At 72.2% G+C, this 17,505-nt stretch carries 19 protein-coding genes; 14 read left to right on the plus strand and 5 right to left on the minus strand.

Annotation, left to right across the window (positions count from 1 at the left end; translation table 11 throughout):
* Positions 1 to 37 precede the first annotated feature (37 nt).
* On the minus strand, positions 38 to 1,741 hold the full coding sequence (locus tag AC5L36_RS26315; protein WP_441221356.1) for a tetratricopeptide repeat protein: 1,704 nt from the start codon (positions 1,739 to 1,741) through the stop codon (positions 38 to 40).
* Between the two features lie 263 nt (positions 1,742 to 2,004).
* Here AC5L36_RS26315 and AC5L36_RS26320 point away from each other — a divergent pair, with 263 nt between their 5' ends.
* The 6 genes from AC5L36_RS26320 to AC5L36_RS26345 all read left to right on the plus strand — a co-directional run bounded on the left by AC5L36_RS26320 (position 2,005) and on the right by AC5L36_RS26345 (position 5,947).
* On the plus strand, positions 2,005 to 3,024 hold the full coding sequence (locus AC5L36_RS26320; protein ID WP_441221358.1) for a polysaccharide deacetylase family protein: 1,020 nt from the start codon (positions 2,005 to 2,007) through the stop codon (positions 3,022 to 3,024).
* 372 nt (positions 3,025 to 3,396) lie between these two features.
* On the plus strand, positions 3,397 to 3,582 hold the full coding sequence (locus AC5L36_RS26325; protein ID WP_441221360.1) for a putative endonuclease domain-containing protein: 186 nt from the start codon (positions 3,397 to 3,399) through the stop codon (positions 3,580 to 3,582).
* 92 nt (positions 3,583 to 3,674) lie between these two features.
* The gene (locus AC5L36_RS26330; RefSeq protein ID WP_441221446.1) at positions 3,675 to 3,857 is read left to right on the plus strand and encodes a hypothetical protein; all 183 of its coding nucleotides are present in this window, start codon (positions 3,675 to 3,677) and stop codon (positions 3,855 to 3,857) included.
* Positions 3,858 to 3,993: 136 nt separating this feature from the next.
* Positions 3,994 to 4,233 carry a hypothetical protein gene (locus AC5L36_RS26335; protein WP_441221362.1) on the plus strand — a complete coding sequence of 80 codons (240 nt, stop codon included), beginning with the start codon at positions 3,994 to 3,996 and terminating at the stop codon, positions 4,231 to 4,233.
* Between the two features lie 151 nt (positions 4,234 to 4,384).
* A complete protein-coding gene (locus AC5L36_RS26340) occupies positions 4,385 to 5,218 on the plus strand; it encodes an alpha/beta fold hydrolase (protein ID WP_441221364.1) in 834 nt (277 codons plus the stop codon).
* Between the two features lie 144 nt (positions 5,219 to 5,362).
* Positions 5,363 to 5,947, plus strand: a complete 585-nt coding sequence (locus AC5L36_RS26345; RefSeq protein WP_441221365.1) for a hypothetical protein — start codon at positions 5,363 to 5,365, stop codon at positions 5,945 to 5,947.
* Here AC5L36_RS26345 and AC5L36_RS26350 read toward each other — a convergent pair.
* Both AC5L36_RS26350 and AC5L36_RS26355 read right to left on the minus strand, forming a co-directional pair.
* A complete protein-coding gene (locus tag AC5L36_RS26350; protein WP_441221367.1) occupies positions 5,934 to 6,590 on the minus strand; it encodes a phosphoribosyltransferase family protein in 657 nt (218 codons plus the stop codon). The two genes, AC5L36_RS26345 and AC5L36_RS26350, sit on opposite strands and share 14 nt — an antisense overlap.
* On the minus strand, positions 6,583 to 7,248 hold the full coding sequence (locus tag AC5L36_RS26355; protein WP_441221369.1) for a dienelactone hydrolase family protein: 666 nt from the start codon (positions 7,246 to 7,248) through the stop codon (positions 6,583 to 6,585). Before AC5L36_RS26355 ends, AC5L36_RS26350 begins: the two co-directional genes overlap by 8 nt.
* A gap of 88 nt (positions 7,249 to 7,336) precedes the next feature.
* Between AC5L36_RS26355 and AC5L36_RS26360 the strand changes: the two genes are divergently transcribed.
* From AC5L36_RS26360 to AC5L36_RS26375, 4 genes are all read left to right on the plus strand, one after another.
* Positions 7,337 to 7,666, plus strand: coding sequence for a glyoxalase superfamily protein (locus AC5L36_RS26360; RefSeq protein ID WP_441221371.1), 330 nt, complete (start codon positions 7,337 to 7,339; stop codon positions 7,664 to 7,666).
* Positions 7,667 to 7,678: 12 nt separating this feature from the next.
* Positions 7,679 to 8,092, plus strand: a complete 414-nt coding sequence (locus AC5L36_RS26365) for an ArsR/SmtB family transcription factor (protein ID WP_441221372.1) — start codon at positions 7,679 to 7,681, stop codon at positions 8,090 to 8,092.
* Positions 8,085 to 8,525 (plus strand): SRPBCC family protein, encoded by a 441-nt coding sequence (locus AC5L36_RS26370; protein WP_441221374.1) that lies wholly within the window; start codon positions 8,085 to 8,087, stop codon positions 8,523 to 8,525. Before AC5L36_RS26365 ends, AC5L36_RS26370 begins: the two co-directional genes overlap by 8 nt.
* A gap of 122 nt (positions 8,526 to 8,647) precedes the next feature.
* Positions 8,648 to 9,121, plus strand: coding sequence for a GNAT family N-acetyltransferase (locus AC5L36_RS26375; RefSeq protein ID WP_441221376.1), 474 nt, complete (start codon positions 8,648 to 8,650; stop codon positions 9,119 to 9,121).
* 68 nt (positions 9,122 to 9,189) lie between these two features.
* Here the strand turns inward: AC5L36_RS26375 and AC5L36_RS26380 are convergent, their stop codons facing one another.
* Both AC5L36_RS26380 and AC5L36_RS26385 read right to left on the minus strand, forming a co-directional pair.
* Positions 9,190 to 10,812, minus strand: a complete 1,623-nt coding sequence (locus tag AC5L36_RS26380) for a galactose-binding domain-containing protein (RefSeq protein WP_441221378.1) — start codon at positions 10,810 to 10,812, stop codon at positions 9,190 to 9,192.
* 24 nt (positions 10,813 to 10,836) lie between these two features.
* The gene (locus AC5L36_RS26385) at positions 10,837 to 12,885 is read right to left on the minus strand and encodes a sigma-70 family RNA polymerase sigma factor (protein ID WP_441221380.1); all 2,049 of its coding nucleotides are present in this window, start codon (positions 12,883 to 12,885) and stop codon (positions 10,837 to 10,839) included.
* Positions 12,886 to 13,100: 215 nt separating this feature from the next.
* Between AC5L36_RS26385 and AC5L36_RS26390 the strand changes: the two genes are divergently transcribed.
* From AC5L36_RS26390 to AC5L36_RS26405, 4 genes are all read left to right on the plus strand, one after another.
* Entirely contained in the window at positions 13,101 to 14,360 is a 1,260-nt protein-coding gene (locus AC5L36_RS26390) for a pectate lyase (protein WP_441221382.1), read from the plus strand.
* 100 nt (positions 14,361 to 14,460) lie between these two features.
* Complete coding sequence (locus AC5L36_RS26395) at positions 14,461 to 16,551, plus strand: cellulase family glycosylhydrolase (RefSeq protein WP_441221384.1); 2,091 nt, start codon at positions 14,461 to 14,463, stop codon at positions 16,549 to 16,551.
* 151 nt (positions 16,552 to 16,702) lie between these two features.
* Positions 16,703 to 17,044, plus strand: a complete 342-nt coding sequence (locus AC5L36_RS26400; RefSeq protein ID WP_441221386.1) for a YciI family protein — start codon at positions 16,703 to 16,705, stop codon at positions 17,042 to 17,044.
* Positions 17,045 to 17,129: 85 nt separating this feature from the next.
* Positions 17,130 to 17,465 (plus strand): YciI family protein, encoded by a 336-nt coding sequence (locus AC5L36_RS26405; RefSeq protein WP_441221388.1) that lies wholly within the window; start codon positions 17,130 to 17,132, stop codon positions 17,463 to 17,465.
* Positions 17,466 to 17,505 lie beyond the last annotated feature (40 nt).

A 17,505-nucleotide genomic window follows, 5' to 3' on the forward strand; every position in this document is an offset into this window, starting at 1 on the left:
GTCGAGTTCGGACAACCGGACAGTTGCCGCTTGTCCGTCATGCCGGCTGTTCCCGGCGGCTCGCTCCTTCCAGGAGCGCCACCAGTGCCGGCGGCGCCGGCTCGCCGGGCGCGACCTCGCTCACGTCGCGGAGCGCCTGGGCGATCTCCGCGCGGCGTGACTCGGTCAGCTCCGCGCCTGGGGCGACGGCGGCGAGCCGCGCCACCGCCGCGACCGCCTCCGGCGGCCGGCCGCCCGCCGCGTGTACGCGGGCGAGCCTGGTGAACAGCACGGTGAGCGGCGTCCGCGCCGCCACGCGGCCGTCGCGGCCGATCCGTTCGTAGAGCGCGACCGCCTCGTCCAGTGTGGGCACCTCGGCCGGGCCGGTGCGGGCGAGCGCGAAATTTCCCAGTGCCTTCGCCAGCGACGGCTCGTGGGTGTCGGGATCGTCGGCGGCGAGCGACCGGAGCAGCGCGACCGCCTCCTCGAGCGGCGGCTCGGCGTCCTCGACCGGGCCCACGCGTAGCAGCAGCGCGCCCAGCTCCGCCAGGCACAAGGCCAGGGTCGCCGGCTCGACCGGTGGCCGCCGGGCGAGGGCGACCGCCTCCTCGCCCGCCGCCAGCGCGTCCGCGCGCAGCCCGATCCGGGACGCGCGGGCGGCGAGCACGACTAGATGCCGCGCGAGCGTGGTTTCGTACGACGGATCCACCGCCAGGCGCCGCGCCACGTCGACGGCTTCCCGCTGGGTCGCGTGCCCGCGGTCCTGGTCGACCGACCAGTGCAGGTCGCCGAGCACCCCCAAGGCCCCCAGCAGCCCCGCGTCCGAGTCGGGCAGGCGCCGCCACAGGGCGACCGCCTCACGCACCAGCGGCTCGCCCTCGCCCGGCTGCCCAGCGTGGCGCAACCGCTCGCCGAGATCGGTCAGCGCCCGCGCCAGCTCCGGCTCGTAGGCCACGCCGTGTACCGCGACGTTTCCGCGGAGCGCCTCGACCGCTCGCCGGCCGTTGGTCAGCGCGTCGTCCGTGCGCCCGAGCGCGGCCTGCCAGCTCGCGACGGAGCGGAGCAGCGGGCCGGGCATGGGATTGCCCTTGTTGAACCGCGCCTCCCAGGCCAGCAGGGGTATCACGTGCGAGACAGCGGCCAGCGCCTCCTCGTGCCGGCCGGTCTCGGCGAGCGCCAACGCCAGCCGGCGCTCCGCGAACAGCTGCCAGCCGGCCTGGACCAGCCAGCGCCGGACCGGCTGCCGCCCGTACAGGTCCACCGCCTCGCGATGCGCGGCCACCGCCTCCTCGTGCCGGCCGTGCCAGCTCAGGCAGACGCCCAGCTGGGCCAGCGCTCCGGCGAGGTCGGCCGAGGCGTGGCCGCGCAGCCGGGCGACCGCCCGTTCCGCGGCGTCGAGCGCCTCCGCCGGACGGCCGGCCGCGAAGAGCGCCGTCGCGAGGGCGCTCAGGGCCGCTCCGTCCTCCGTCGACGCGGGCTGTGCGCCGAGGTGGAGCGCCTCGTCGAGCGCCGTGGCGGCCCGGTCCGCCTCGCCCGCCTCGCGCAGCCCCAGCGACGCGGTGGCGAGAGCCACGACAAGGGTAGGTGCCGGGACTCCGGGCCGGCGTGCCGCCGCCACCGTCTCCAGGGCCGCCGCGACGGCTTCGGGCCGGCGTGCACGCGCCGCCGCCCGGACCGAGCGCCGCCGAAGGGCCGGGATCAACCGTCCCGTGTACCGCCGCGGTGCGACCCGCGCCAGCCACCGGAGGAGCCACAAACGCATGCGTGAAGATATCGCACCGGCCTTCCGGAAGACTTGCGGTATCGACTTCTCCATCGCTCGGCTCCGCTTCACGCACGGCGACGCCCCGTGGCCGGAATACCGCTGACATACAAGGGTCTTGTGCTCCGAAAACCTCCGGGTCATACTTCGAAACGTTCCAGAGGATCGCGACTCATCGATATTGCGTCGCGCCGTCGACACGCGCCCGGACCCCACGCTGGGCGCCACTGCCCGCGCATCACCCACCGAAGAAGGGCATCGAGATGTTCGGTAAGTCCGGCAGTCCCCGCCGGCTGGGCCACACCGCCCGGCTGGCCGTCCTCGCCACCGCCATCGCGATGGGTGGCGTCGCCATCGCGACCGCCGCGGTCCCGTCCAGCGCCGCCGCCTGCAACGGCTACGTCGGGCTCACCTTCGACGACGGGCCCACCGGCAGCACCACCGCGCTGCTCAACGTGCTGCGCGACAACGGCGCGCGGGCCACGATGTTCAACGTCGGGCAGAACGTCCAGAACAACCGGTCGGTCGCGCAGGCCCAGGTCGCCGCCGGCATGTGGGTCGCCAACCACAGCTGGAACCACGCACACATGACCTCGATGAGCCAGGCGCAGATGCAGTCCGACCTGTCCCAGACGAACTCGGCGATCCAGTCGGCCACCGGCGTGCGGCCGCAGCTGTTCCGGCCGCCGTACGGCGAGACCAACTCCACCCTCCAGTCGGTCGCCTCGTCGCTGGGCCTGCGCCAGGTGATCTGGGACGTCGACTCGCAGGACTGGAACGGCGCGAGCGTCAGCGCGATCGTGTCCGCGGCCGGCCGCCTCCAGAACGGCCAGGTCATCCTCATGCACGACGGCATCCAGAACACCCGCGACGCCATCCCGCAGATCATGGCGAACCTCTCCAGCCGCAACCTGTGCCCCGGCATGATCTCGCCGTCGACGGGCCGCGCGGTCGCTCCCGACGGCGGCGGCAACCCGGGCAACCCGACCACCCCGCCGCCGGGTGGCGGCACCTGCACCGCGACGGCGTCCTACCCCAACGTCTGGGGCGACCGCTACAACACGTCGGTGACGGTCAGCGGCGCCAGCAACTGGACCGTGGTGGTCGGCCTGACCTCGCCGCAGCGCGTCACCACGACCTGGAACGGCACGTTCAGCTGGGACGGCGGCGGCACCGTGATGACGGTGCGCTCCAACGGCAGCGGCAACACGTTCGGCTTCACCACGATGATGAACGGCAACAGCGCCGCCCGCCCCCAAATCCGCTCCTGCGCAGCGGGCTAAGGGCCCAAACCCAACCCAGATCGTGGTACATGACTGTCGCTATCACTGCGGTCAGGTACCACGATCTGCCGTTGTCCACAGCCCTCGCGCCTACCGTCCACCTTCGACAGGCTTCTGGTGTGGCGGATCTGGACTTTCTGTTGTTCGTGCAGGACGGGTGATTAGCCGCCGTCAGGCGTTGCTTCGTCTGTCCGAAGGGGCGGTCCGGCACCGTCTGGCGACGGGGCGGTGGCAGGTCGCCCATCCCGGGGTCTACCTCACCCACAGTGGGCCGATGGCGGTGCGGCAGCGCCTCTGGGTCGCCGCGCTCGCCATCGGGCTCGGCCCGCCCGCGTTGCTGGGTGGGTCATCTGCGTTGGCCGTCCTGGGCACGTGGAGATCGACGGCGCCCAGCACATGGACGTCCGGTCGTGGTACGCCGACATGCGCCAGCACAACGAGATCGCGATCGCCGGTGAGCGGCTGCTCCGCTTTCCCGCGTGGATGATCCGGCACAGGCCGGACGAGGTGGTCGACCAGGTAAAGGCCGCGCTGTTTGCGGCCGGCTGGCGCCCCTGATCGTGGTACTCGACTGTCGCCATCACCGCGGTGATGTACCACGATCTGTCCGTGCGGGAGTGGAGCGGGCGCGCGGGGGTAAGGGGCAACGTATGACCGAGAGTAGGGATGGGCGGGCGCCGGAGGAGCGGGTGCGGACCGGGGCTGAGCAGCCGTGGGAGCCGGAGGATCTGGTGGTCGCGGAGGGGAAGGATCCCACGCCGGAGAACGTCGAGGACGCGCGGCGGCGGCTGGCCGAGGAGGGGCCCGCGGCGATCGAGAAGACGGTGCCGTAACGCGATCGAGATGACGGTGCCGTAAACGCGATCGAGAAGACGGGGCCGTAACGCCAACGCATAGCCGATCGAGCGACGGCGCACTACATGGACGTGGCCGCTGGAGGCCACCGCCGCGGACGGCACGTGGTTCAGGATGGTGTGGCCCGGCACGTACAAGGTGATGTACCAGTCCGGTGGCCAGGTGCAGTGGGCGACCGGCGAGCGCACCGAACGGACCGCCGACCCGGTGGGGGTCACCGCCGGAGGCACCACCCTGCTCGACGAGGTGCTGCTCCCGACCGGCACGCTCGCCGACGACGTGCGTCCCGACGCGGTGTACCCGAACGTGCGGGTCACCACCGGCCGCCTGGCCACCCTCGACGCGCGGCTCTGAGGCCCGCGGGCGGGACGCGACGCCGCGCGCAGTATCGCGTCCCGCCGGCAAGGCGCGCAGGAGAATCCGAAAGGCGGTCGAACGCCGGAAATCGGGACGGGCCCGCACGCACGATGGGCGGAGGCCGTTACGAGGAAAGGGCAGGACCGTCATGTCACGACTGAAGGTCGGCACCGAGAACGGCGCCGACATCGAGATCTACTACGAGGACCACGGTCAGGGGCAGCCGGTGGTGCTGATCCACGGGTACCCGTTGAACGGGCGCTCGTGGGAGCGGCAGCACCGCGAGCTGCTGGGGGCCGGCTACCGGGTCATCGCCTACGACCGGCGGGGCTGGGGCGAGTCGAGCCGACCCACGCTCGGCCACGACTACGACACGTTCGCCGGCGACCTCCATGCGCTGATGGAGCACCTCGACCTCACCGACACCGTGCTGGTCGGCTTCTCGATGGGCACCGGCGAGGTGACCCGCTACCTGGGCACGTACGGCTCGGCGCGGGTGCGCAAGGCGGCGCTGCTGGGCGCGATCCCACCGTTTCTGCTCAAGACCGGCGACAACCCGGACGGTGTCGACGGGAAGGTCTTCGACGGCATCAAGAAGGCGGTCCTCGCCGACCGGTACGCCTACTTCAAGGCATTCCTCGACGACTTCTACAACACCGACAAGCTGGACGCGAAACGGATCAGCCCGCAGGCGTGGCAGGCCAGCTTCAACGTGGCCGCCGACGGCTCGCCGTACGCGTCGTACGCGTGCGTCGACACCTGGCTGACCGACTTCCGGGACGACCTGCCGAAGATCGACGTGCCGGTGCTCGTCGTGCACGGCACCGAGGACCGGATCCTGCCGTACCCGAACACCGCGCGGCGACTGCCCGGTCTGGTCAAAGACCTCCGCCTGGTGCCGGTCGAGGGCGGCCCGCACAACATCGGCTGGACCCACCCGGAGGAGGTGAACCCGGCCCTGCTGGGCTTCCTGCGCGAGTAGAGCTAGTCAACCGCTCAACAACCTTGATTTACCGTCATCTATATGTCTAGGCTGGCGGGGCGGGAACGGGCGACATCTGGGCACCCACAAATCCAGGTTGCCGCTCCGCCTCGTGGAGTGGCGCGGTCGCCGCCGGAGGCGCGCATGTCCACAGCCACCCCCGCTCCGCCCGAGGACCAGCCCTACACACCCCGGCACGCCGGAGTGACGCTCGGCCGGGCGCGGCCGATCTTCCTGCGCGCGGCCGCCGCCATCACGGTCGTCTGGGTGGCGGTCGTCTGGACCGCCCCGCACATCGAGGTGAGCGCCGAAGTGCACCGCCTCGCCCTCTTCTGCCACCTCGCCGCGCTCGTCGTGGGCTTCGGCGCGGTGCTCGCCATGGACTGGCTCGGTCTACAGTGGATGCTGCGCCGGCTGGACCTGCCGACGTTGCTGCGCACCACCCACAACGCCCACCTTCTGGTCTGGCTCGGGCTCGCCGGCCTCGTCGCGAGCGGTGCGCTGCTCGGCCCCGACACCGACGCCACGCTGACCCGGGTGAAGCTCGCCGCCGTCCTGGCCGTCGCGCTCAACGGGCTCTGCGTCGGGCGGCTCCAGCACCGGCTCGCCGCGTACACCGAGTCGCGTCCACCGTGGACGGTGCTGGCCGCCGGCGGGCTGGCCGCGCTTCTGTCGCAGGCCGGCTGGTGGACCGCGACGGCCGTCGGGTTCCTGTCTACGCAGGGCTGACCAGGGCCTTCTCCACGTCGGCGTCAGTCAGCTGGGCGAAGTCCAGGTACCAGGCGCCGACCGCGGTGAGGTCCACCGGCCGCAGCAGGCAGAAGACGCCGTCCGCCTCCTCCCCGGCCACCACCGACGCGGCGTCGGCGGCGCAGACCGGTGCGGCGAAGTCGAGCCGCGCCGGCCCGCCGGCCCGCACCGCCCGCAGCGCGGCCCGCGCGGTGACGCCGGTGGCGAGGCCGTCGTCGACGACCAAGACCACGCGGTCGCGTACCCGGGGCGGCGGGCGGTCGCCGCGGTACCGGCGCAGCCGCCGCTCGGCTTCGGCCCGCTCCCGCTCGACCGCCGGCGCGAGGCGTTCCGGGTCGAGGCCGAAATGGTGCAGCGCGTCGTGGTCGAAGACCGGCGGGCCGCCGGCGGTGACCGCGCCGATGCCGAGCTCGGGCTGTCCGGGCAGGCCGATCTTGCGCGCGACGAGCACGTCGAGCTCGCCGCCGAGCACCTCCGCGATATGCCGGGCCACGGGTACGCCGCCGCGGGGCAGGCCCAGCACCAGCGTGTCCCGCCCGACCAGCTCGGGTGCCTCGGCGGCGACCGCCTCGGCCAGCGCCCGGCCGGCCTGGTCGCGATCGGCGAACCTCGCCTCACGCATGGCCGCCGCCCTCCATGACGACGCCTTCCGGTCCCGCGTCGTCCCGGCCGCGGCCGAGGTGGACGCCGAACCACGCGCGTGCGGCGTTCGCCACCTCTTCCAGCGCGCCGGGCTCCTCGAAGAGGTGGCCCGCGCCGGCCACGATCCGCAGCGCCCACTCGCCGGTGAGCTGGGCGGCCGCCGCGCGGTTGAGCGCGATCACCTCGGCGTCCCGCTCGCCGACGACCAGCAGCGTCGGCGCGGTCACCCCGGCCAGGTGCGCGCCGGCCAGGTCGGGGCGGCCACCCCGGGAGACCACGGCGCGTACCCGTTGCGGCCGGGCGGCGGCGGCCAGCAGCGCGGCGGCGGCGCCGGTGCTGGCGCCGAAGAGGCCGACCGGCAGCGCGCGTACCTCGGGCAGCTCGGCGAGCCGGTCCAGGATGCCGGTCAGCCGGCCGGCGAGGAGGTCGACGTCGAACCGCCTGTCTTCCTCCTCGGGCGTGAGCAGGTCGGTCAGCACCGTCGCGAAGCTCGCGGCGCCGAGCTGGGTGGCGACCAGGCGGTTGCGCGGGCTTAGCCGCGAGCTGCCGGTGCCATGTGCGAAGAGCACCAAACCCCGGGGCTCCGGGGGCACGGCCACGTCGGCCTCGAGGAGGGCACCCGCGGCATCCAGCTTCATAGGGAACGTGTACCCCGCGCGACGGGGTTGACGCGTAGGAAATCTCCTACGTATCGTCTCCGGCATGATGATCGACAGCGTGCGAACGATGACCGTTTTCGTTTCCGACCAGGACAAGGCCCGCGACTTCTACGTCGACGTGCTCGGCTTCGAGGTGAAGACCGACCAGAGCTTCGGCCCCAACCGGTGGCTCGAGGTCGGCCCGGCGACCGGCACGGCGCTGGTGCTCCACAAACCCTTCCCGGGGGCGACCGCCGGCACCGGCCAGGGGACCATGCTGGCCAGCTCGGACGTGGACGCCGACGTGGCCCGGCTGCGGGCGGCCGGGGTCGACGTCGACGGCCCGAGCGACACGCCGTGGGGGCGCCAGGCGACGTTCGCGGACCCGGACGGCAACGGGTACGTCCTCCACGGGTGAGATGCTGGCCCGGTGCCGCGACGCGTCAAGGAAAGCCCGCTCGACCAGCTCTTCGGTGCGCTGGCCAACCCGACGCGCCGGGACATCCTCGACGCGCTGCTCGACGGCGACCGGAGCGCGGGCGACCTGGCCCGCCTGTTCGAGATGAGCCGGCCGAGCGTGTCGGAGCACCTGCGGGCGCTGCGCGAGGCCGGGCTGGTGGAGGAGCGGGCGGTGGGCCGGCGGCGGATCTACCGGGTCACCGCCACGCCCCTCGCCGGCCTGGTCGACTGGCTGAGCCCGTACGAGCGCTTCTGGCGCGACCGGCTGGCCGCACTCGGCGACGTCGTCGACCGGATGAGCGAGAGTCGCGAGGCTACGGACCTCGAGCACGACGGCGGACGAGCGCCGAGCGACGGAGCGGGGTGGGCAAGGCGCGATGACTGAGGACCTGAAGGCGATCCGGGTCGACCAGTTCCTTCCGCATCCGCCGGCCAAGGTGTGGCGGGCGCTGACCACGCCCGAGCTGATGGCGCAGTGGCTGATGCCCAACGACTTCCGGCCCGAGCCGGGGCACCGGTTCACGTTCCGGGCCCGGCCGGTCGGCGCGACCGGGTTCTCCGGCGTGATCGCCTGCGAGGTGCTGGAGGTGACCCCGCCGCGCCGGCTGCGGATCAGCTGGGCCGACGCCGCCCACGCGGACGCGGCGCGTACCGAGGTGTCGTGGACGCTGGCCGCCGAGGGCAGCGGCACCCGGGTGCTGCTGGAGCACAGCGGCTTCGACCCGGACGACCCGACCCAGCAGCTCGCCCGCCGCCTCATGGGCGGCGGCTGGCGCGGCCGCCTGCGGCGCGCGCTCGCGGCGGTGCTCGACGCCTGACCGGCCGCGGGTGCACGGCCGCACCCACCGTCCGCGCGGGGAGCGACGGCGGGCCGGTGTATGACGTACCCGACACCATTCCCGGTACCGGAACCGAGCATGCGACCAGGCAGGATGGGCCGGTGGAGAAGATCGACATCAGGCCCGTCGGCTACCTCGACCCGGACGCCCAGGCGTTGGTCGCGGCGGCGCTGGCCGACCTGCGCGAACGGTACGACGACGGCGACGGCGACGCGACCCCGATCGACCCGACCGACTTCGACCCGCCACACGGCGCGTTCCTCGTCGCCTACCTCGACGGCGAGCCGGTGGCGTCCGGCGCGTGGCGCGGCCACGGCACGGACGGCACGACCGCCGAGGTCAAGCGGATGTACACCGCGCCGGCGGCCCGTGGGCGGGGGATCGCGCGGGCGGTGCTCGCCGAGGTCGAGCGGTCCGCCCGCGCGTCCGGACGGAGCCGGATCGTGCTGGAGACCGGCGGCCGCCAGCCCGAGGCGATCCAGCTGTACCTCACCGCGGGGTACAGCCGGATCGCCGACTTCGGCTTCTACAAGGACGAGCCGGACGTCCGCTCCTTCGGCAAGGACCTCGTCTAGCGGGTGCCTCGGCCGCCGGCCCTTGTTCGAACCGGATGCGAGCTACCGCAATGTCCGCCGTGGCCGCTCTAGCGGGTGCCCAGGACGGACGCGGCGGTCAGGCGGGCCGGGCCGGCGCACCGGTCCACGGCCACCCGCACGTGCCGGCCGAGCCCGGTGAACTCCACCCGGCCGAGGCCCGCCGTGTCGGTCGTGTCCCGGGCCGCCACCGTCCACCTGCGACCGTCCACAGAGGTCTCCACGCGGTACTCGGCCGCGTGCCGGCGGGTGGCGAACGCGACCCGCACGCCGGTCAGCTCGCGCAGCCGGCCGAGGTCCACCCGCCAGCCGGCCGGCGCCGCCGTCCAGCGCCGCCCCTTGGCGTGGTCGGTGGGGATCTCCTCGGCGGTGTACCGGCTGTAGTTGTAGTGCTTCTTCGCCTGCGGCAGCGGGCGGCCGGTCACCTTCGCGGCGAGGTCGCAGACGTCGCTCGCGTACAGGTACGCGCGGTCGCCCATCACGTAGTCGACCACCTCGGTGCGGTCGTCGCCGCAGACGTCCGCGCGCACCATGCGGCCGTCGACTCCGAACGTCGCGACCCGCTGGCCGGCGCCGTCCCAGATGCCGGCCACCTCGCCGCAGCCGCGGTTCCAGGCGAGCAGCAGGTCGCGGTAGGTGCCGTCCCAGTTGTGCAGCGGCTCCAGCACGGTGCCCCAGCAGCCGAGCGTGCTCCGCGTCTCCTTCCAGAGCGTCTCGCCGGTGGCGGAGACGAGGTAGAGCGAGTCCTTGCCGGTGGTCGCGGTGCGGTCGACCCGGTCGAGGCCGGCCACCTCGAGTCCGGGCAGGTCGGGCCGGAAGTCGCCGAGGCCGATCTGCTGTGCCTCGACCGCGTCGACGTTCTTCCACAGCACGGTGCCGTCCGACCGGTACGCGTTGGTGCTGTCGCCGCCCAGCCCGGCGCCGCCGAAGACGATGTCCTCGCTCCCGTCGCCGTCGATGTCGCCGACCGCGATCGAGTCGGGGTGGTCCGCCATGTCCGCGGTCCAGACCAGCTCCCCGTCGGGTGTCACGAAGTCGTACCCGGCCAGCAGCTCCTGCCGGCCGTCGTCGTCGAAGTCGTGCGGGTACGGCCGGTGGCCGACCGTGCCGCGGTGCGTCCAGAGCAGGTCGCCCTCGCTGTCGGTGACCCACACCTGCTCGTACCGGTCCTTGAACACGATGTCCCGCGGCCGGTCCAGCCCGCGCGTATTGGCGATGACGATGGTGTCCCACGCGTTCGGGCCGGGCACCGGGAAGGCGCGGGTGAGCTCGCCGGTCCGCCCGTCGAAGACCCGGAACTCGCCCTCCATCACGGCGAGCACCTCGTTGTCGCCGTCGCCGTCGAGGTCGTAGATCTCGGCCGGGATGTCGGTGCCGTTGTTGGTCACCCGCGGGTCCGGCGTGCCGACCTGCCACAGCAGGCCGCCCTCGACGTCGAACGCGGCCAGCGCCTGCACCTGGCGGCCGATGAACCGGTCGTCGGCCGAGTAGGTGGGCTGCATCGTGACGATGTCGAGGCGCCCGTCGCCGCTCACGTCGCCCATCAGCAGCCGCGCCCCGGTGCCGCCCGCGCTGGTGTCGACGCTCGCGACGAGGCGCGGTTCGAGGGAGGGTGGTTCTGCCGTAGCGGTCGCACCTGTGACCACCAGGGCGACGGTCATGAGGATTTTCATCGCCGAAGCTCCTTCCATTGTGGACTAGCCCGTCTTCGCGCCAATGCCTGAGTCGGTGGTCAGGAAGCGGGTGGCCGGCAGGGAGCCGTCCGGGCGCCGGCCTCCCTGTGCCGTGGCCGGGTCGGTGGAGCGGAACCGGACCGCCGCGCCGTCCCAGGTGTTGCCCTCCGACCGGGCCTCGTCGTCGCCGATCTCGGTGGGTGTGCCGTTGCCGGCGGCGGCGTTGCCGGTCAGCACGGCCGCCGCGGTGGGCAGGTGGAAGCCGATGTCGCCGTTGCGGAACGCGGTGTTGTGCGCCAGCCGGAGCGCGCCCGGGTTGCCGCCGTCGCTGAACCCGTGCCCCACGTTGTCCCACGCGGCGTTGTCGCGCAGCTCGTGCGCGGCGGGCGGGGCGGGGCTGCCGCCGCCGAGGTGGAATCCGTCGGCGTTGGCCTGCCACTCGGCCGCGTTCCACCGGTTGACGCCGTTGCCGTACGCCCAGTTGCGCTCCAGCCGCACCGGGTCGGCGAAGTGCCCGACGTCGAAGCCGCTGTCGGCGTTGTCGAAGGCGCGGCAGCCACGGACCAGGTTGCCGGTGCCGCCGCCGAACTTGACGGCCAGGCCCACGCCCGAGCGGCCCTTGTCCTTCGGGTCGTAGTTGCGGTAGAAGTCGCTGTCCAGCACCTGGTTGTCCACTGTGCCCTCGTCGCGCAGCGTGAGCCCGGAGCGCACGTTGTCGTGGATGGACAGTCCGGTGAAGACGTTGCCGCGGCACGAGCGGCAGACGTACGCGTGGCTCGACGAGCCTTTGATCTCCAGCCCGCGCACGGTCCAGTAGTCGCCGTGGTGGGTGACCGCCCACTGGCCGGCCGGGATCGCGCTCGCGTCGATGACCGGGCGCTCGCCGCGGTAGTTGGTCAGCGTGATGCGGCGCCCCGGCTCGCCGTCGGTCTCGATGACGGTGCCCCGCGCCGGCCGGTACGTGCCGCCGCGCAGCGCGATCGTCTGTCCGGGTCGGACGGTGGCGACCGCCTTGGCGAGCGTGGCGTACGGCCGGGCCAGGCTCCCGTCACCACGGTCCGATCCGTCGGGCGCCACCACGATCGGTCCCTCGCCCGGCGGCGGCGGCGCGGCCCGTGTCGCGACGGTTGCCGGCTCTTCGACGGCCGGCAGCGGTGTCTCCAGCACCGCGTACGTGAAGCCGCCGCCCGCCACCGCCGTCACCGTCGCGGCGACCAGCAGCTTGTTCTGGAGGTAGCCGAGCAGTCCCGGGCCGGCCGAAAACGACGTGCCGGCCGCCGCCTGCACACCCGCGGCGAGTGCCGCCGGCACCGGGAGGGCGGCGCCGAGCAGCAGCCGCTCCACCGGCACCAGCCCGTGGCGGTGGCCGGCGCAGCGGGCGCAGTCGCGGGTGTGCCGGACCAGGCGCTTGCGCCACAGCGGAGCGGTGGCGCCGTTCCAGCCGCGCAGCTGGCCGGCGAGCTCGGGGCAGCGCGGGCGGGCGCCGAGCGCCCGGACCACGCCCCGGGCCGCGTCGAGCCGCTCGCGCAGGCGCTGGAGGCGTACCGCGGCATGCTTGGCGTCGACGGCCAGAGCGGTCGCCACCTCCGCGCGGGTCAGCTCGCCGGCCGCCTCCTGCCACCAGAGGGCGAGCAGCTGGCGGTCGCCGTCGTCGAGCCAGCGGGCGGCCTGGGCCAGCTCCCGCCGCTGCCCGGTGAGCGTGACCGCGCTGACCGCCTCGTCGGCGAGGTCGGCGCGCGGGTCGGGCAGCTCGCCGGGCACGTCCCGGACCCGCAGCAGGCTGCGCCGGCGGTCCCGCAGGTGGCGCTGCACCTGCCGGTACGCGATGGTCACCGCCCAGGCCCGGAACCGGTCCGGCTCGCGCAGTCCGGGCAGGCCGCGGATCACCTTGATCATGGTGTCCTGGACGAGGTCGTCCACGTCCGCGTGGCCGCCGAGCGCGCGGCCGACGACGTTGTAGATCACCGGCAGATGGGTCGCGATGAGCGTGTCGAGCGCGTCGCGGTCGCCGGCCTGCGCGCCGATCACGAGCGCGGTGACGTCGGGGGCGGCCTGGATCTCACTCTGCGTCATGGCTGCACCGCTCACTACCGATCGATCCGGCCGGCACGATGGTGACACAACGAGGTTAGTAAGTAAAGACGCTCAACTATCTCTTGCATAACTCCTTAGGTAAGCGTATTCCTGTACCCAGATCGAGGATTTTCGTTGTTTGTTCTTGCCCTTGGGCGTCTACCGGAGTACTGGTCCACCATCTCGCTCACCGTTACCACAGAGGAGCCCACGCGATGATCCAACTGAGACGCACCGGCAGCGGGCGTCGCCTCGCGCTCGTCGCCGGCGCGACCGCCCTCGTCGCCGCCGGCGCGATCACCACCGTCAGCGTCACCACGGCGTCGGCGGCGACCGTCAGCACCAGCGTCAACTACGTGTTCGTCAACCGGCACAGCGGCAAGGCGATGGACCTGTACAACTGGGCCACGAACGACGGCGCGCCGATCACCCAGTTCACCCGCAACAACCTCGCCGTCCAGCAGTGGCGCTTCGTCGACGCGGGCAGCGGCTACTACAAGGTCAGGTCCGCGCACAGCGGCAAGGTGCTGGAGGTCCCCAACGCCACCGACGGTGCCCGCCTGGTGCAGATGACCGACAACAACAACACCCGCCAGCACTTCCGGCTCGTCGACTCCGACAGCGGGTACGTGCGGTTCATCAGCCGGCACAGCAACAAGGCCCTGGACCTGTGGGAGTGGTCCACCGCCGACGGGGCGCCGATCGCCCAGTTCACCGATCTCAACGGGTGGAACCAGCAATGGCAGCTGATCAACGTGGGCGGCGGGACGCCGACGACCGGGCCACCGCCGTCGGGCAGCTGGCCGACGCCGACCGGGCAGGTCGCGGTCAACGGCACCATCAACGTGCCGGCCAGCGGCCTGGACGGCGGGATGCGCCGCTACTGCTGCATCGGTGACGGCGGGCAGGAGGAGAGCCAGGACCCGATGTTCAGCCTCGCCGCCGGTGCCACCCTGTCCAACGTGATCATCGGCGGTCCGGCCGGTGACGGCGTGCACTGCGCCGGCGCGTGCACCCTGCGCAACGTGTGGTGGGAGGACGTGGGCGAGGACGCGGCCACGTTCCGGGGCAGCGGCTCGCCGCAGTTCCTCGTCGACGGCGGCGGCGCGCGGAGCGCCGGCGACAAGGTCTTCCAGCACAACGGACCGGGCACGCTGACGATCCAGAACTTCCAGGCCACCAACTTCGGCACGTTCTACCGGTCCTGCGGCAACTGCTCCACGCAGCACGGGCGCCACGTGGTCATCCGGAACGTGACGCTGACCCGGCCCGGAAACACCGTCGCCGGCATCAACGTCAACTACGGCGACACCGCGCGCTTCAGCGGGATCACCATCGTCAACGACTCGTCGCGCGCGATGGTCATCTGCCGCAAGTACCAGGGCAACAACAGCGGCGACGAACCGAGCCAGGTGGGCACCGGTGCGGACAGCACCAACTGCTTCTACTCCAGCTCGGACCTCACGTATCGGTGACGGCCAATTGACAAAGTTTGGACGTCCAACTTAGTGTTCACGGCGCGCGCGGGTGGCGCCCGGCATCCGCGTGCGCCTGGACACAGAGGAGGGCACCCCAATGAGGCGAACACGTTGGCGGCACGGAGTCGTCGCGGCGGCCACCGCCGGACTCGTGGCCGCGACCGGCATCATCATGGCCACGAGCGCGCAGGCGGCCGTCGGCTGCCGCGTGACCTACACGGCCGGCAGCCAGTGGCCCGGCGGGTTCACCGCCAACGTGGGCATCACCAACCTCGGCGACCCGATCAGCGCGTGGAGCCTGGTCTGGACCTTCCCGGCCGGGCAGCGGGTGACCCAGGCGTGGAACGCCAACGTCACCTCCTCCGGCGACCAGGTCACCGCCACCAACGTCAGCTACAACGGCGGGCTCGCCACCAACGCGACCGTGTCGTTCGGGTTCAACGGATCCTGGACGGGCACCAACACGGCGCCCACGTCGTTCGCCCTCAACGGGGTCACCTGCACGGGGAGCGTGGGTGGCACGACCCCACCCCCCACCTCCTCGACGCCGACGACCCGGCCACCGACCACCTCGCCGACCACGCCGCCGCCGGCCGGTAACGCGATGGCCGCCGTGGCCGCGATGCAGCCGGGCTGGAACCTCGGCAACTCCTTCGACGCGGTCGGCGCCGACGAGACCGCGTGGGGCAACCCGCGGGTCACCGAGGCGCTGCTGGACAACATCCGGGCGCAGGGCTTCAACAGCATCCGCATCCCGGTCACGTGGAGCAACCACCACGGCGGTGCGCCCAACTACACGATCGACGCGGCCTGGCTCAACCGGATCCGCGAGGTGGTCAACTGGGCCCTCGCCGACGGCTTCTACGTGATGATCAACCTGCACCACGACTCGTGGCAGTGGATCAACACGATGCCCACCGACCGCACCAACGTGCTCGCCCGTTACAACGCGCTGTGGACCCAGCTTGCCGCCGCGTTCCGCGACGCGTCGCCGAAGCTCACGCTGGAGAGCGTCAACGAGCCGCAGTTCACCGGCGCGTCCGACGAGGCGCAGAGCATCTCGCTGCTCAACGAGCTCAACACCTCGTTCCGCAACATCGTGCGCGCCTCCGGCGGTGGCAACGCGACCCGGCTGCTGGTCATCCCGACCCTGCACACCAGCGCCGACGCGGCCCGGGTCGACCCGGCGCTGGCCTGGTTCCAGGCCGCGAACGACCCCAACCTGATCGCCACCGTGCACTACTACGGGTACTGGCCGTTCAGCGTGAACGTGGCCGGCGGCACCCGCTTCGACGCCACCGCGCAGGCCGATCTGACCGGCGCGTTCGACCGCGTCTTCAACGCGTTCGTCAACCGGAACATCCCGGTCATCGTCGGCGAGTACGGCCTGCTCGGCTTCGACCGGCACACCGGCACGATCCAGCAGGGCGAGAAGCTGAAGTTCTTCGAGTTCTTCGGCCACTACGCGCGCAGCCGCCGGATCACCACCCAGCTGTGGGACAACGGCCAGCACTTCGGCCGCACCTCGTTCCAGTGGAGCGACCCGGAGCTGATCAACCAGATCAAGTCGAGCTGGACCACCCGCTCCGGCACCGCCTCCAGCGACCAGATCTACGTGCCGCGCACCGGGGCGATCACCGCCAAGAGCCTGACGCTCAACCTCAACGGGCTGTCGTTCCAGGGGCTGCGGCAGGGCAGCACCGACCTGGCCAACGGCACCGACTACACGGTCTCCGGCAGCACCCTCACGCTCACCCCGGCCGCGGTCACCCGGCTGGTCGGCTCCCGGGCGTACGGGGTGAACGCGACCATCCAGGCCCGCTTCTCGGCCGGCGTGCCGTGGCGGATCAACGTCATCACGTACGACCCGCCGGTGCTGTCCAACGCCACCGGGCAGACCGGGTCGTTCAACGTGCCGGCGCAGTTCCGCGGCGACCAGCTCGCCACGATGGAGGCCAAGTACGCGGACGGCAGCAACGCCGGCCCGCACAACTGGACCTCGTTCAAGGAGTACGACGTGACGTTCGCGCCGAACTACAGCGCCAACACGATCACGCTCAAGCCCGAGTTCTTCGCCGAGGTCAACGACGGGCAGCGGGTGACGCTGACGTTCCACTTCTGGAGCGGCACGACGGCCACCTACTACGTCACCAAGTCGGGGAGCAACGTCACCGGCAGCACCAGCTAGCTTCTTCGGGGCACCAGGGGCACGGCCGGCCTCCCCGCCGGCCGTGCCCCGGTCCGCGCCTAGGATCTTTTTTCGGGTGGCTGTCGATTCCGGCGGAGGTCGCACGTCGGGGAGACGTAGGAACACACGAACGAGATCTAGGAGCAGACAAATGCCCCAGTACGCCGTCCTCATCTACTCGCCCGCGCCCGCCGACCCGATGAGCATCTCCGCCGAGTACATGGAGCGCCTCGAAGGCTACGGCGCACAGGTCGCCGCGCTCGGCGGCACCGTGGACACCGGCTTCGCGCTCCAGGCGAGCACCACCGCCACCTCGATCCGCGGCGACGTGGTCACCGACGGGCCGTTCATCGAGGCGAAGGAGGTCGTCGCCGGGTTCTTCATCCTGGAGGCGCCCGACCTCGACAGCGCGCTCGCCATCGCCAAGCTCAACCCGGCCACCATCGACGGCGGCGTGGAGGTGCGGCCGCTGTTCGAGCCGCCGGCCGAGTAGCGCCAAGATTTTTCGGCGCGGGCTGTCCGGTATCGCGTCGGCCGTTCGTCAGGGTGGTGAGATCCAGACGAGAGGGAGTGCCGAGATGAAGTACATGATGTTCGTCTGCACCGACACCGAGCCGGACACCGACAAGAGCCCCGACAAGCCGGACATCTACACCTGGGTGGCGGAAAACGACGCGAGCGGCCGGCGCCTCGACGGCCACCAGCTCGCGCCGGACACCTCCGCCACCACGGTACGGGTGCGCAACGGCGAGCTGCTGGTTTCGGACGGCCCGTTCGCCGAGACCAAAGAGGTGATCGTGGGCTACGACCTGCTGGAGTGCGCCGACCTGGACGAGGCGATCGAGGTCGCGCGGACCCACCCGATGGCGCGGGGCGGCCGGATCGAGCTGCGCCCGTACGCGGTCGTTGACTGACCCGGCCGGCACCCCGACGGGGGCGGCCGAGGCGGTGGAG

Source organism: Phytohabitans sp. LZ39 (assembly GCF_059359075.1).

Excerpts from the sequence above, each read along its gene's own strand:
- AC5L36_RS26390 (WP_441221382.1), top strand. The coding sequence starts at position 13,101 with ATGATCCAACTGAGACGCACCGGCAGCGGGCGTCGCCTCGCGCTCGTC.
- AC5L36_RS26350 (WP_441221367.1), bottom strand. The coding sequence starts at position 6,590 with ATGCGTGAGGCGAGGTTCGCCGATCGCGACCAGGCCGGCCGGGCGCTG.
- AC5L36_RS26355 (WP_441221369.1), bottom strand. The coding sequence starts at position 7,248 with ATGAAGCTGGATGCCGCGGGTGCCCTCCTCGAGGCCGACGTGGCCGTG.
- AC5L36_RS26315 (WP_441221356.1), bottom strand. The coding sequence starts at position 1,741 with ATGCGTTTGTGGCTCCTCCGGTGGCTGGCGCGGGTCGCACCGCGGCGG.
- AC5L36_RS26330 (WP_441221446.1), top strand. The coding sequence starts at position 3,675 with ATGACCGAGAGTAGGGATGGGCGGGCGCCGGAGGAGCGGGTGCGGACC.
- AC5L36_RS26370 (WP_441221374.1), top strand. The coding sequence starts at position 8,085 with ATGACTGAGGACCTGAAGGCGATCCGGGTCGACCAGTTCCTTCCGCAT.
- AC5L36_RS26380 (WP_441221378.1), bottom strand. The coding sequence starts at position 10,812 with ATGAAAATCCTCATGACCGTCGCCCTGGTGGTCACAGGTGCGACCGCT.
- AC5L36_RS26320 (WP_441221358.1), top strand. The coding sequence starts at position 2,005 with ATGTTCGGTAAGTCCGGCAGTCCCCGCCGGCTGGGCCACACCGCCCGG.
- AC5L36_RS26400 (WP_441221386.1), top strand. The coding sequence starts at position 16,703 with ATGCCCCAGTACGCCGTCCTCATCTACTCGCCCGCGCCCGCCGACCCG.
- AC5L36_RS26360 (WP_441221371.1), top strand. The coding sequence starts at position 7,337 with ATGACCGTTTTCGTTTCCGACCAGGACAAGGCCCGCGACTTCTACGTC.
- AC5L36_RS26335 (WP_441221362.1), top strand. The coding sequence starts at position 3,994 with ATGGTGTGGCCCGGCACGTACAAGGTGATGTACCAGTCCGGTGGCCAG.
- AC5L36_RS26395 (WP_441221384.1), top strand. The coding sequence starts at position 14,461 with ATGAGGCGAACACGTTGGCGGCACGGAGTCGTCGCGGCGGCCACCGCC.
- AC5L36_RS26385 (WP_441221380.1), bottom strand. The coding sequence starts at position 12,885 with ATGACGCAGAGTGAGATCCAGGCCGCCCCCGACGTCACCGCGCTCGTG.
- AC5L36_RS26340 (WP_441221364.1), top strand. The coding sequence starts at position 4,385 with ATGTCACGACTGAAGGTCGGCACCGAGAACGGCGCCGACATCGAGATC.
- AC5L36_RS26405 (WP_441221388.1), top strand. The coding sequence starts at position 17,130 with ATGAAGTACATGATGTTCGTCTGCACCGACACCGAGCCGGACACCGAC.
- AC5L36_RS26345 (WP_441221365.1), top strand. The coding sequence starts at position 5,363 with ATGTCCACAGCCACCCCCGCTCCGCCCGAGGACCAGCCCTACACACCC.